Source organism: Rummeliibacillus pycnus (assembly GCF_050459865.1).
Taxonomy (GTDB): Bacteria; Bacillota; Bacilli; order Bacillales_A; family Planococcaceae; genus Rummeliibacillus; species Rummeliibacillus pycnus_B.
This window is the reverse complement of record NZ_JBCMNM010000012.1, coordinates 145,704-158,677: the sequence shown is the minus strand read 5'-3', so window position 1 is coordinate 158,677 and position 12,974 is coordinate 145,704. Positions and strand designations below refer to the sequence as shown.

Genomic DNA, 12,974 nt, shown 5'->3' with positions numbered 1-12,974 from the left:
ATTAAAATTGAGTCACATCTATAGGTGTAATTCCTTCAGCCGCACAATGATCGTGGTATTTTTGCAATAATGACTGCCAATTATCTCTAGCAATAATTTCTCCATTCTCATTAACGTAGTCTAATGTTGCCTCAACAATGTTTAACGTAATAACCTCTTCATCTCCTAGAGATTCAGGTGTGTGTTGGGATCCAGCAGGCTCATAAACTACGTCCCCAGCGTTAGAAACCCAATCATTCTCCATATATCTCCAAGAGCCATTAATGGTATACACAATAACCGTTCCCGGATGGAAATGGGTAGGAAGCTGTGTCCCCGCAGGAACTTTTAAAAGGGTAATAGTTTGGCCTGTTACTGGATTACACTTAAGTAACTTAAAATGAGCCACCCCAAAATAAGGAACCCACGGTAAATCATCTGGACAGATATTACCTGCATCATATACTTCTAAAGCTTTTACATTACTCATTAAAAATCCCCTCTTCCAATGTTAGTTTTGAAATTCGACATTGATAGCGTTTACACAAGAAAGCTCATTAATGTGAATTTGTAATTATTAGTATATTCACAATTATTTGTTTATTCAAATTATGATTTTTAATATGCAGTTTAATTACATTAATATATACATGCAATTCCCTTACGATGATCATAATTGCGTTCTGATTTGGGTATTCCCTAATTTGAATTACTAACTAGCTTCCTCCTTAATTTTTGTCGTTGTTATGGTTTCGCTTAGTGGGACATAATATGGTTTCAGATAACACTTTTAATCAACCAACGGACCAAATCCACCATCTTCTTTATAGCGCCATTGACGGTAAATTTTAATAGTATTCTCTTTTAAGTTAATAGCTTCAAAGGTATTGATTGGTGATCTTATAGGGAAGTGCAGGAGAAGGAACAGTGACTTGCCAGCAAAATGAAATACCAAGAAGTTAGAAGGGTAGCTAAATTCTCTCCAATTTTGGAAAAGTATTATCAATATTGCTAAAGTGGTAAGTTCGAACATTACTATGTTTTGCAGTGCACCTTTGCAAAAATGAAAATAATTAAAGAATTTTAATAAAGAAACTGTAGATTTTATAAGGTTTACAGAGTTGGCATGAATTTTGCAAGTAAAGATTTATATACAACTATTAGGAAGAAATAAAAAATGTAATATTTCAGAATACTAATATTAGGAGGTTAATAAAAATGAACTATTCATCAAAACTAGTAAAAGTAAATAAAGATCCAGGTCATGGCTCACATATCTCCCCTGTTTATATGACTTCAACATTTGTTTTTGATAATGCAGAAGTAGGAGCACAACGCTTCGCAGGAGAAGATCCAGGATTTATGTATTCACGTCTGGGAAATCCAAATGTAAGAGAACTGGAAGAGAAGGTAGCGGCATTGGAATTTGGTGAAGGCTGTTTGGCTTTCTCATCTGGAATGGCTGCAATAACTGGTTGCCTTTTGGGTATTTTGCAGGCAGGAGATCACGTTGTTGCACATACAGCGTTGTATGGGGCGACACACGCCTTTCTAACCAAAACGGTAAAGAAATTTGGAATTGATGTAACATTTGTACCGTTTAAGACAGGGGATGAGCTTGAACCACACATTACAGATAAAACGAAAGCGGTATATTTTGAAACTCCTTCCAATCCTACGCTTTCCTTAGTAGATATGAAGAGTGTAGCGTCGATTGCTAAACAAAAGGGGATCTTGACTGTTGTTGATAATACATTTTTATCTCCATATTTACAAAATCCTATTCTGTGCGGCATTGATATTGTCGTCCACAGTGCAACAAAATATTTGTCGGGTCATGGATATCTTATCGGTGGACTAGTGATTTCCAGCAAGGAAATTATTGATCCGATGAGAAAAGAAGTGCAGAAGACTATGGGAGCTAATTTGGCCCCTATGGATGCCTGGCTTCTCTGTCAAGGGATACGTACATTGCACATTCGTATGGATCGATCACAAGAAAATGCTCAAATTTTGGCTGAACGCTTGGAAAAACATAAGGCTATAGAGAAGGTTTATTTTCCAGGATTAGCAAGTTTTGAAGACAAAAATATCATGGAGAAACAAATGAAAGGTCCTGGAGCAATGATTTCTTTTGTCTTGAAGGGGGGATACGAAACAGGTGTTAAACTTATGAATTCAGTGAAACTGTGTACTTTAGCAGTTTCCCTTGGTGATGTAGGTACATTAATTCAACATCCAGCTTCGATGACACATGCGATCATCCCTAAAGAAGAAAGAGAAAAAGCAGGTCTCTATGATGGACTCGTTCGTTTTTCGGTTGGAATTGAAGATGTAGAAGATATATGGAAGGATCTTGAAATGGCATTAGAATAGCGGTGAGGCTTGTGGAATTTGTTGAGTGTTAAGGTTAAATATGATCTAGAAAAATCTAACTAGATAAAGAGGGTGTGTACAATGCTAAACCCATTGGCATTAGAATTAAATCACGTAATTGAAGAACGAAATAAACCAGTATATGAGATGTTTTCATTGTTAGGAAAATCCTTGTATTTCCCAAAAGGGATTGTCAGCCAAGCTGGAGAGGCAAGGGGGAAAGCGGACCGATTCAATGCAACAATCGGGATGGCTACAGAGGGTGGACATCCCATTTATATAGACGTAATTCATAAAAACCTTTCCTCATATAATCCGGAAGACCTGTATCCGTATGCACCACCCGCGGGAAAACCGGAGTTGCGTGAGGTTTGGAGAAAAAAGCTTCTAAAGGATAATCCATCCCTTGAAGGAAAGGAATTTGGAAACCCGATTGTGACGAATGGACTGACCCATGGCTTGAGTATCGTATCCGACTTGTTTGTGGAAAAAGGCGATTCGATAATTCTGCCGGATAAGTATTGGGATAACTATCATATACTTTTCAACATCCGACACGACTGTGGGACCGTGACCTATCCTTTATTTACGAAAGCAAACAAATTTAATGTAGAAGGGTTGCTGGATGCCCTTTTATCCTGCAAAAATGGTAAAGCGATTCTTGTGCTTAATTTTCCGCATAATCCTACCGGGTATACACCTACGGAGAAAGAGGCAGAAGGAATTCTTGATGCCATCAAGCAGGCAGCGGATCTTGGGGTTAATATTGTTGCTGTTATGGACGATGCTTATTTTGGATTATATTACGAAGATTCAATCAAGGAATCTATATTCGCTCGTTTAGTAGGATTACACCCGCGTGTCCTCCCCATTAAAATTGATGGGGCAACGAAAGAAGAGTATGCTTGGGGTTTTCGTGTTGGATTTCTCACATTTGGAGTTCAGGATCCTCTGGTTTTAGAAGCGTTGGAGAAAAAGACGATGGGTTCCATTCGAAGTACCATCTCATGCAGTCCGCACCTTTCCCAAACAATCATTTTGAATGCCTTGTTACATCCTGAATTTGATATGCAGCGCAAGGAGAGAAATAATGTAATGGAAGACAGGGCTAAACGAGTCAAAGAGATCTTAGCGGACGGGAAATATGCGGATGAATTTGAACCTTATCCATTCAACTCTGGATATTTCGTATGCCTTCGTATAAAGCATTCCGATGCTGAAACATTAAGGATCCACTTGCTCAATCAGTACGGCGTGGGTACCATCTCCCTTGCCAAAACAGACCTTCGTATTGCATTTTCCTGTGTTGAATTAAAGGATCTAGACTGTCTTTTTGAACTTATCTATCAGTCTTGTAAAGAATTGAATCAATGTTATATAAAGCTTTGATATATCAGACGGTTTTCCATCACTCTTTTCGTTCATTTAAATATAATTAGCATTCAACAGAGGCTACAGGAGGAAATTTTATATGAATTTAGCACAATTCCCTAGAAAGCGATATACAACCACCTATACACCCATTGAAAAATTATCCCATTTCTCTGAGGTTCTTGGAGGTCCTTCCATCTATATGAAACGGGATGATTTACTTGGGCTCACGGCTGGTGGAAATAAAACAAGAAAGCTGGAGTTCCTTGTTGCAGATGCAAAGGAAAAAGGTGCGGATACGTTAATTACCTGTGGAGGCATTCAATCCAATCATTGCCGTTTGACGCTGGCTGCATCGGTAAAAGAGAAAATGAAGTGCATTCTTGTATTGGAAGAGGGGCTTTTATCCGATACTGATCCGGATTTTAATGGGAACTATTTTCTTTATCATTTATTGGGCGCTGAAAAAGTCAAGGTTGTACCGAATGGGACAGACTTGATGAAAGAAATGCAGAAAGTAGCGGAAGAGGTAACGGAAGAAGGACATACACCATATATCATTCCGGTTGGGGGATCGAATCGTATTGGGGCAACAGGATATGCTGCGTGCGCTCAGGAGATTTTGGCACAGACCTTTGATCAAGGAGTCTCCATGAATGCTGTTGTTTGTGTAAGCGGCAGTGGAGGAATGCATGCAGGTTTGGTGACGGGCTTTTATGGAAACCGAAGTAATATACCGGTAATTGGAATAAACGTAAGCAGAGGTAAGGAAGAACAAGAAGAGAAAGTTTGTCAGCTTGTTAAAGAAACTTCAGCACACATTGGCATCCCAAGTTCAATCCCTCGTGAGGCTATTATGTGTTTTGATGAGTATGTTGGACCAGGCTATGCTTTACCTACGCCTGAAATGGTGGAGGCGGTCAAGCTCATGGCAAGAACGGAAGGGATATTGCTGGATCCGGTCTATACTGGTAAAGCTGCGGCGGGACTCATTGATTTAATCCAAAAAGGCTTCTTTAAGCCGGAAGATAATATCCTATTTGTGCATTCTGGAGGATCCCCAGCGTTATATGCAAAAACTTCGCTCTTTCAGTGATGTTTTAGTTACTCAAACGTCTGAAAATTTTATCAACTTCCGGAAAAGTATTTTCATTATTGGGAATTTAGTATAATCTCTTATATAACGAATATAACGGAAAAACAGAAAAATTGGCAAAATAATAGGTGTTTTTCTTTTTTTCTTATAATGTTTTTGGGGATTTAAAGTTGGCTTGAAAATTGCATAGAGAAATATCACAAGGAAAAATTTAAAAGCACTTGAAGCTCGTAGGAGGAGAAAACGTGAGAGGGATCACTCGAAATCAGGAATTTATTCAAATATTTTCAGAAAATCTTACAGCGGTACTTGGTTTTGATATAACCATACTTGATCGAAACGGTAATCGGGTTAGTGGAACAGGAAGTTATCAACATCAAATTGGCAAACCCGCACCTGATGGCTCCTTATTGCGGGCTGTAATGAAGACTGGCAGACCCGATATGACCTATGATGTCATTAAAAATGATTCCCACTGTATGAACTGTAAATTTTTTAAGGAATGTAAAGAGACAGCAACCATTGGTTTTCCAATCGTCAAGGGAAGTGAAACATTAGGAGCCATAGGGCTCATGGGCTTTTCTATAGAACAAAAAGAAAAGATGATCGAAAATGCTGAATCACTCAAGGAATTTCTCCAACATCTAAGTCTTGTAGTTGAATCCCCGTTAATCTCGCAGAATGGTAGATTCCAAGGAAAATGCAATTTATACGAAGATGCTTTAAATTCAAATAAAGTCATTACCTTTGAAAACTTAAGCAGCAAAAATGAGGGTATGAAAGATGTGATACGTAAAGCCAAGCGTATCGTAAATAGTACGGCAAATGTTTTAATTAGAGGTGGAACGGGAACGGGGAAAGAAGTATTGGCAAAGGCCATTCATTATGAAGGGAATCGGAATATCCACCCCTTTGTTGCGGTTAATTGTGCCGCAATACCGGAGAGTTTACTAGAAAGTGAATTATTTGGCTATGTAGGCGGGGCTTTTACCGGGGCAAACCGTGAAGGAAAAGCAGGGAAATTTGAGGTGGCAAATAATGGAACCCTCTTTCTTGATGAAATAGGAGATCTTCCTCTTTCCATGCAGCCTAAACTTCTCAGGGTATTACAGGAAAGACAGATTGAAAGAGTGGGAGGAATCAAACCACTGCCTGTAAATGTTCGTTTGATAACGGCAACACATCGCAATTTAGAAGAAATGGTTCAAAACGGTACTTTCCGTGAGGATTTATATTATCGAATCAATGTGATCCCGCTGCATACAAAGTTATTGAAGGAGAGGAGGGAAGACATTCCCTTCTTTCTCCAGTACTTCATTTGTAAGTATGGTTCGAACTTAAATCGACCGTACTTAACGATGGATCCACAATTAGAACAATGGCTAATCCAATATGATTGGCCCGGGAATATTAGACAGCTGGAAAATGTTGTGGAGTATATGGTGAATATGGCGGAGTCGGATGTACTTGGCTTTCATGATCTTCCGGATTATTTGTACCAATTTCAATCACCTATTCATACCGGCGGGTTAAGTTTAGATGAGATGGTGGCCGAATATGAAAAATCCATTATCCAAAGTTTCTTTCTAGGTGGTCAAGATAGAAAAGAAAAAGAAAAAGTATCGGAAGAATTGAAAATTAGTTTATCGACACTTTATCGTAAGCTAGAACGATACAATCTAAAAGTTTGATTACTTTATCAAAGATTGCAAATTTAATTTGCAATCTTTTTTCGTATTTACGTGGAATGTTTCTAATAATTAGAAATATTTTTTCGAATTTGGGAACCGAAAAACAGTGCAGAGCGGTAGGTCTTTACTATATTCTTCGCGGAAATGGGAATTTCTCAACTCGTTCAATCGTAAGAATGTTGAATTAACAAGGATTTAATTTTGGCACAACTCTTGCATATTAAGAAAACGAAAAGGAGGAGGAATATAGGTAAAGTTTTCTGAATATTAAAACTATATAGAAAAATGAAATTGGAATTTTACAAATCATCCATTCTATTAAAAAGTTTAGGGGGAAATTATTTATGAAAAAGAGTTTTATCATCATCGCTTTTTCGATACTGGTAGCATTTGTATTATCTGCATGCGGAAATACCGAAAAGCAGACAGCAAGTCAATCAGGCAAACAGGCAGATGAGAGTAAGAATTTGCTAGAGCAAATTAAATCGAGTGGGACCATTAAAATTGGAACAGAAGGAACCTTTGCACCTTTTAGCTACCATGATTCTTCAGGGAAGTTAACCGGTTTTGATGTTGAAATAGCGGAGGAAGTTGCAAAAAGACTTGGTGTAAAAGCGGAATTCATTGAAACCCAATGGGACGGTATGTTCGCAGGGCTCGATTCAAAGCGGTTCGATATTATTGCCAATAACGTAGGAATTACTCCTGACCGCCAAAAAAAATACGATTTTTCCGAGCCATATATTTTGTCAAAACCTTTCTTAATTGTTCACAAGGACAATAATACGATTAAAAAATTTGAAGATTTGAAAGGAAAAAAATCAGGTCAGACATTAACTAGTAACTATAAAGATATAGCAGCATCTTATGGTGCTGAGATCGTTGGAGTAGAAGGTTTTAATCAATCCATTGATTTATTACTTTCAAAACGTGCGGATGCGGTTGTAAATGACGGACTATCCTACCTAGATTTCAAAAAGCAAAAACCTGATGCACCGATTAAGTCTGTAGCAGAACTTGATGATCCGGCAAAAATGGGAATCATGATGAGAAAAGGGAATAAAGAAATGGTAGAGGGCATAAATAAAGCGCTTTCCGACATGATGAAAGATGGAAAATATTTAAGTATTTCACAAAAATACTTTGGAAAAGATGTTTCAAAATAGGGAGGGGTCTACATGTTTGCTGATGAAAGAATGGTCCGAATTGTTGACATCATTGTAAATTCCTTTTTACCGATGTTAAAAGCTGGGGTTGCATTTACAGTTCCCTTGACATTAGTATCCTTTTTTCTGGGACTCCTTCTTGCTTTACTTACGGCATTAGCCCGAATCTCGGGAATTAAACTTCTAGACGGTATTGCAAGATTTTATGTGTGGGTGATTAGAGGAACACCGCTGCTTGTTCAGTTGTTTATCATTTTCTATGGCCTTCCGAGTATAGGCATCACGATTAGCCCCCTTCCTGCAGCGATTATCGGTTTTACGATTAGTGTTGGCGCCTATAATTCAGAGATTATTCGTGCGGCTATACTCTCCATTCCCAAAGGTCAATGGGAGGCAGCTTATTCTATTGGGATGAGCTATCCGCAGGCATTAAAAAGAATTATTCTCCCTCAGGCAACAAGGGTATCTGTCCCGCCTTTGTCAAACAGTTTTATTAGCTTGGTAAAGGATACATCTTTGGCCGCTGCCATTACGGTGACTGAAATGTTTAGAGTTGCTCAGCAAATTACCGCAACAACCTATGAACCATTGGTACTCTATTGTCTAGCAGGATTTATTTATTTGATTTTCAGTACCGTTCTTTCTAACGCTCAAGGACGTATGGAAAAAAGACTTGATCGTTATGTGGTGGGCTAATTTGATAGGGGGAATATTACATGATTGAAATAAAGAACCTTCATAAACAATTTGGACAAACAGAGGTTTTAAAGGGAATCGATCTAAAAATTGAGGAAGGCAATACAGTTTGTATAATTGGGCCATCAGGTTCAGGGAAAACAACTTTGTTACGTTGTCTGAATTTATTGGAAGCGCCTACAAAAGGGACTATTAAGCTCGGAAAGTTTTCTATGGATTTTCAGGAAAAAAAACCAGTTCCAAAAGATCAAGTGATTAAGTTCCGTCAACAAACAGGTATGGTTTTCCAAGGTTACAATTTGTTCCCTCATATGACTGCACTTGAAAATGTTATGGAAGGTCTTGTTTACGTTCGTAAACAAGACAAGGAAGCCTCTCGTACGAAGGCTCTTCAATTGCTGGAAAAGGTAGGATTATCGGAAAGGGCAAACCACTATCCATCCCAACTATCCGGTGGACAACAGCAACGTGTAGGAATCGCACGTGCGATGGCAATGGAACCTGAAGTCCTCCTTTTTGATGAACCTACTTCCGCGTTAGATCCTGAGTTAGTAGGTGAGGTTCTAAAGGTCATGAAGGAACTTGCAAAAGAAGGAATGACCATGGTTGTAGTGACACATGAAATGAATTTTGCGCGAGAAGCAGCGGATAAAGTTGTATTTATTGATAAAGGTGTAATCGTTGAAGAAGGAACACCTCAACAAATTTTTGAACATACAGGGAATGAACGGACATTACAATTTCTCAATAAACTTTGTTCATAGGTAAGGCCCTAGGATTGCAAATCACATTTGCAATCTTTTTTTTGAATATTCTCTGGAAATTCTTCCTTAACTTTTATGTACAAGGAAGGATTTTTTTTCGAATGTGAGATGAATTTTTTCACTTTTGCTAAGATTTCAGCAAAAGTAATGGGTTATTCCCATAAATGAAAATAATCAAACAGTGTTGTATCAACAAAAATTTCACCATTCTTGGTTGATTAAGGGAAGTTTTTATTTTGGCATGATATTTGCATAATAGTTTGGTGTAAGAGTTACTAGTTAGGGGGAGCGAAATGAAATACAACTTCGATCAGGAAATTAACCGGATGAAAACGGCTTGCGATAAGTGGGATGGCCTTGAGAAACGCTTTGGTGTGAATGATGTCCTGCCCATGTGGGTGGCCGACATGGACTTTATGGCACCACCTGCTGTTATTGAGGCCTTAATGGAAAGGGTAGAACACGGTATATATGGTTACACCTATCACCCGAGCTCGTATTTTGAAACCATTGTTGATTGGGTGTCACGAAGGCATCAATGGTCGATTAAAAAGGAATGGATCACCCATAGCCCTGGCGTTATTCCGGCTTTGGCATTACTCCTGCGTTCATTAACTCAGCCGGGTGATAAGATCATCGTTCAATCACCGGTCTACCACCAGTTTTTCCGAGTGATTGAATCACAAGGACGTACGGTTGTGAATAACCCTCTTTCCTTTAAGGATGGACGATACACGATGGATTTTGCAGATTTAGAGGCTCAGCTTGATCCTTCGGTTAAAATGTTAATCCTTTGCAGCCCGCATAATCCCGTGGGAAGGGTATGGAGACAAGAAGAGCTTATGCGTCTTGGAGAAATCTGTCTTAAAAATAATATTTTGATTGTTTCGGACGAAATTCATTTTGATCTCGTCTACAAAGAGTATAAACAAATACCAATCGCTTCGATTTCAGAAGCGCTGGCACAACAGACCATTACATGTTTTTCGCCAAGTAAGACTTTTAATATTTGGGGAGTACAAACCGCTGTTGTCATTATTCCAAATCGTGATTTGAGAGAACGTTATAATCGTGAAATCAACAGTATAGGCATTGGATCGGCAACCCCGTTTGGCATAGCAGCTTTGGAAAGTGCCTATCGATTCGGGGAAGAATGGCTGGATCAGCTGATGGATTATTTAAAAGGAAATGTTGATTTTGTTGAATCGTATTTGAAAAATAATATCCCACAAATCAAACTTATCGAACCAGAGGGGACTTACCTGTTATGGCTGGATTTCCGGGAACTTGGATTTAATATGGAAGAATTAGATCAGTTTATGCTGCAAAAAGCAAGATTGGCCTTGAATGAAGGTCACATTTTTGGTCCAGGGGGAGAAGGCTTTATGAGAATGAATATTGCATGTCCCCGCGCTACTATGGAAAAAGCTCTGCTTCAGTTAGAACAAGCGGTTAAGCAACTTTCCCCTACTGGAAAGTAAAGCATCAGAATATTGAGGAGGAATTAGGATGGATTACACGAATGAATATGATTTCAAAAATTTTGTTCATGATATGACGGTTATGGTGGAACAGAGTCAGAATGAAAACGAATGTGTTGTAGAAGCGGAAAAGTTAATTGGTAAATTAATTCAATCCCAATCATGGCTTCCTGCTGAGAAAAGAAGACCAAGTGATGAGGGATACTCTCGGCATCCGCTGTATTGTGATCCAGAGGATCGCTTCGAAGTGATCGCACTAGTCTGGAAGCCCGGCCAGAAGACCACTCTTCATGATCATGATGAAACATGGGGAGTAGAAGGAGTTGTCGCGGGACAGGTTAAAGTGACGAATTATATACGATTAGAGGAATTATCAGGGGGGAAAATTGTTAAGTTACAGCATACGGATTCCATCGTTGTAAACGAGCAGAATACAGGAAAGTTATTGCCTCCCGCAGACTGTCATATCCTTGAAGGGGTAGGCGATCAACCTGCTATTACGATACATGTTTATGGAAAGCAATTGAGAAAATTTCGGGTATTCTCTCCTTTAGACGAAGAAGGACTATATCTTGCAGAAGAAAAGCAGGTTGAATACTCACCTGCTTAGAATCAATTAAATTGTGATAGTGTGGTCCGGTCTGTCACATAGACGTTCCGGACTCATGAACATAGTGGTCAAGATAAAAAACAATGATTCCTTTCGGTTTTTTATCCGTAAAAGGGGAAGTAAACATCACAAATAGCCTTCGAATGATACTAGAAAACGACAGCGATTTTGCTGTCGTTTTAACGTTAATTTTAGTTTGAACTGACAAAGTATCAAATTTCTTTGAAGTCTCTATCAAACGTTTTTTTTCAATGCTCATGTAATGCCCCAAATCATTTACTTATTCACTTTTTATCCTTATCAATCATTTTTAAATATCTGTATACACTAGGTTCAGATATATTCAGTAACTCAGCGACTTCGGATACGGCACCTTTTAACTGGAATATTCCCTTTTTGTATAACTGTTTTATGATCTCTATTTTTTGCTCCTGCTTTAGGGCAATGTTTGGATTTAAAAGTGATGGGTCGACGATTGAGTGTACAACCTCTTTAATAGAGTCTGAAAAATATTCGATAATTTCATGATCATGGAGTTCTTCTATTTCTTCTTTATTTGAAATAGCTGTTTCATCTACTATTGGGCTAATCATGTTTAGTTGAGTTTGAACTAAATCTAAAATATCATTGGTAATTTTCTTATGTTTACTAGAATCAAAATTGATACAAAGCATTCCAATTAATTCATTATTTTCATCTTTGATAAAATAAGTAGAACCTCGAATTTCTGCACCTAATTTTGTAAACCCTCTATAGTTTGTTACATAGTCCTTATCTAGATATGTTTTGTCTTTCATCATTTTAAGAGCAAGTCCTGTTAATGGCGCATTGACTGTTCGGCCGCTAATATGATTATTAGCGATAGCTCCAACATAAGAATTGCCTTTCTCAATAATGTGTAAAATCACTTCATAGTTTTCTCCAAGGACTTTACCCAAAAATTCCACCAGTTTTTTATAGTGATCAATAATTTCCTTTTTATTAACTTTTTTATTCATATTATTACTCCTCATTAACAATAATCGATTTGTATAATTGTCCTTAAAAAATCAAAAGGAAACAGGTATGAAACTAAATCTATTTATCTTACAAGCTTAACAATATTTAAATGAATTTTCCAGATGAAGAATGATATTCAATAAAATAATACCGGGGATTCTTATATGAATAATAGTATAGTTCGGTGATTATAGCTATATTTTCTCCAAATCATTTAAGATATACATATAATTTAAAAAATTTTCTCAACATTATAAAATTTTATTGTAATTGTATTGTCAGAATATTATAATATTATCATGATAATAAAAAATTATTAAGGAGTGTGTTTTTAATGGAAAAATACCCTGAAGCGATTGGTCCTTATTCGGTATACCGAAAAATAAGTAATATGATTTATACGTCTGGGCAGCTTCCAATTGACCCAGAAACAAACGAATTTCCCAGCAATAAAATTGAAGATCAAACAAGACAATCTCTATTAAATGTAAAAGCAATTCTCAAAGAAAATGGCACGTCGATGGATGATATATTAAAAACAACCGTTTTTCTAAATGATATGAATGATTTCAATGCCATGAATGAAGTATATAAAGAATTTTTTAGTTTTCCCTATCCTGCAAGAACAGCTGTTGCGGTTGAAAAACTTCCTAAAAACGCCTTAGTTGAAATAGAAGTTGTTGCGGTAATGGAAAAATAATGGCCTACTTGAAATGTAAGCGTATTCAATACGATTTTTAGGAAA

12 protein-coding genes are annotated in these 12,974 nt (G+C 37.6%); 10 read left to right on the top strand and 2 right to left on the bottom strand.

The genetic code is table 11. The features are described 5' to 3' along the window. Nucleotide 1 precedes the first annotated feature (1 nt). Complete coding sequence (locus ABE048_RS02445; protein ID WP_430308891.1) at nucleotides 2–469, bottom strand: 2,4'-dihydroxyacetophenone dioxygenase family protein; 468 nt, start codon at nucleotides 467–469, stop codon at nucleotides 2–4. Between the two features lie 728 nt (nucleotides 470–1,197). Here ABE048_RS02445 and ABE048_RS02440 point away from each other — a divergent pair. From ABE048_RS02440 to ABE048_RS02400, 9 genes are all read left to right on the top strand, one after another. Next, nucleotides 1,198–2,355 (top strand): trans-sulfuration enzyme family protein, encoded by a 1,158-nt coding sequence (locus tag ABE048_RS02440; RefSeq protein WP_430308890.1) that lies wholly within the window; start codon nucleotides 1,198–1,200, stop codon nucleotides 2,353–2,355. Between the two features lie 81 nt (nucleotides 2,356–2,436). After that, nucleotides 2,437–3,744 carry an aminotransferase class I/II-fold pyridoxal phosphate-dependent enzyme gene (locus tag ABE048_RS02435; RefSeq protein WP_430308889.1) on the top strand — a complete coding sequence of 436 codons (1,308 nt, stop codon included), beginning with the start codon at nucleotides 2,437–2,439 and terminating at the stop codon, nucleotides 3,742–3,744. Between the two features lie 82 nt (nucleotides 3,745–3,826). After that, nucleotides 3,827–4,822, top strand: coding sequence for a D-cysteine desulfhydrase (locus tag ABE048_RS02430; RefSeq protein WP_430308888.1), 996 nt, complete (start codon nucleotides 3,827–3,829; stop codon nucleotides 4,820–4,822). 245 nt (nucleotides 4,823–5,067) lie between these two features. Next, nucleotides 5,068–6,513, top strand: a complete 1,446-nt coding sequence (locus tag ABE048_RS02425) for a sigma-54 interaction domain-containing protein (protein ID WP_430308887.1) — start codon at nucleotides 5,068–5,070, stop codon at nucleotides 6,511–6,513. Between the two features lie 344 nt (nucleotides 6,514–6,857). Continuing rightward, entirely contained in the window at nucleotides 6,858–7,679 is an 822-nt protein-coding gene (locus ABE048_RS02420; protein WP_430308886.1) for an amino acid ABC transporter substrate-binding protein, read from the top strand. A gap of 12 nt (nucleotides 7,680–7,691) precedes the next feature. Then, nucleotides 7,692–8,375: an amino acid ABC transporter permease gene (locus tag ABE048_RS02415; protein WP_430308885.1), complete on the top strand. Its 684-nt coding sequence runs from the start codon at nucleotides 7,692–7,694 to the stop codon at nucleotides 8,373–8,375. 20 nt (nucleotides 8,376–8,395) lie between these two features. Then, entirely contained in the window at nucleotides 8,396–9,139 is a 744-nt protein-coding gene (locus tag ABE048_RS02410) for an amino acid ABC transporter ATP-binding protein (RefSeq protein WP_430308884.1), read from the top strand. 293 nt (nucleotides 9,140–9,432) lie between these two features. Beyond that, nucleotides 9,433–10,620, top strand: a complete 1,188-nt coding sequence (locus ABE048_RS02405) for a MalY/PatB family protein (protein WP_430308883.1) — start codon at nucleotides 9,433–9,435, stop codon at nucleotides 10,618–10,620. Nucleotides 10,621–10,648: 28 nt separating this feature from the next. Next, nucleotides 10,649–11,230, top strand: coding sequence for a cysteine dioxygenase (locus ABE048_RS02400; protein ID WP_430308882.1), 582 nt, complete (start codon nucleotides 10,649–10,651; stop codon nucleotides 11,228–11,230). Between the two features lie 284 nt (nucleotides 11,231–11,514). Here ABE048_RS02400 and ABE048_RS02395 read toward each other — a convergent pair whose 3' ends face one another. Beyond that, nucleotides 11,515–12,228 carry a helix-turn-helix transcriptional regulator gene (locus tag ABE048_RS02395; protein ID WP_430308881.1) on the bottom strand — a complete coding sequence of 238 codons (714 nt, stop codon included), beginning with the start codon at nucleotides 12,226–12,228 and terminating at the stop codon, nucleotides 11,515–11,517. 335 nt (nucleotides 12,229–12,563) lie between these two features. Between ABE048_RS02395 and ABE048_RS02390 the strand changes: the two genes are divergently transcribed. Next, nucleotides 12,564–12,929 carry a RidA family protein gene (locus ABE048_RS02390; RefSeq protein WP_430308880.1) on the top strand — a complete coding sequence of 122 codons (366 nt, stop codon included), beginning with the start codon at nucleotides 12,564–12,566 and terminating at the stop codon, nucleotides 12,927–12,929. Nucleotides 12,930–12,974 lie beyond the last annotated feature (45 nt).

Coding starts and splice junctions, on each gene's coding strand:
- ABE048_RS02405 (WP_430308883.1), top strand. CDS start 9,433: ATGAAATACAACTTCGATCAGGAAATTAACCGGATGAAAACGGCTTGC.
- ABE048_RS02435 (WP_430308889.1), top strand. CDS start 2,437: ATGCTAAACCCATTGGCATTAGAATTAAATCACGTAATTGAAGAACGA.
- ABE048_RS02445 (WP_430308891.1), bottom strand. CDS start 469: ATGAGTAATGTAAAAGCTTTAGAAGTATATGATGCAGGTAATATCTGT.
- ABE048_RS02395 (WP_430308881.1), bottom strand. CDS start 12,228: ATGAATAAAAAAGTTAATAAAAAGGAAATTATTGATCACTATAAAAAA.
- ABE048_RS02440 (WP_430308890.1), top strand. CDS start 1,198: ATGAACTATTCATCAAAACTAGTAAAAGTAAATAAAGATCCAGGTCAT.
- ABE048_RS02430 (WP_430308888.1), top strand. CDS start 3,827: ATGAATTTAGCACAATTCCCTAGAAAGCGATATACAACCACCTATACA.
- ABE048_RS02410 (WP_430308884.1), top strand. CDS start 8,396: ATGATTGAAATAAAGAACCTTCATAAACAATTTGGACAAACAGAGGTT.
- ABE048_RS02390 (WP_430308880.1), top strand. CDS start 12,564: ATGGAAAAATACCCTGAAGCGATTGGTCCTTATTCGGTATACCGAAAA.
- ABE048_RS02420 (WP_430308886.1), top strand. CDS start 6,858: ATGAAAAAGAGTTTTATCATCATCGCTTTTTCGATACTGGTAGCATTT.
- ABE048_RS02415 (WP_430308885.1), top strand. CDS start 7,692: ATGTTTGCTGATGAAAGAATGGTCCGAATTGTTGACATCATTGTAAAT.
- ABE048_RS02400 (WP_430308882.1), top strand. CDS start 10,649: ATGGATTACACGAATGAATATGATTTCAAAAATTTTGTTCATGATATG.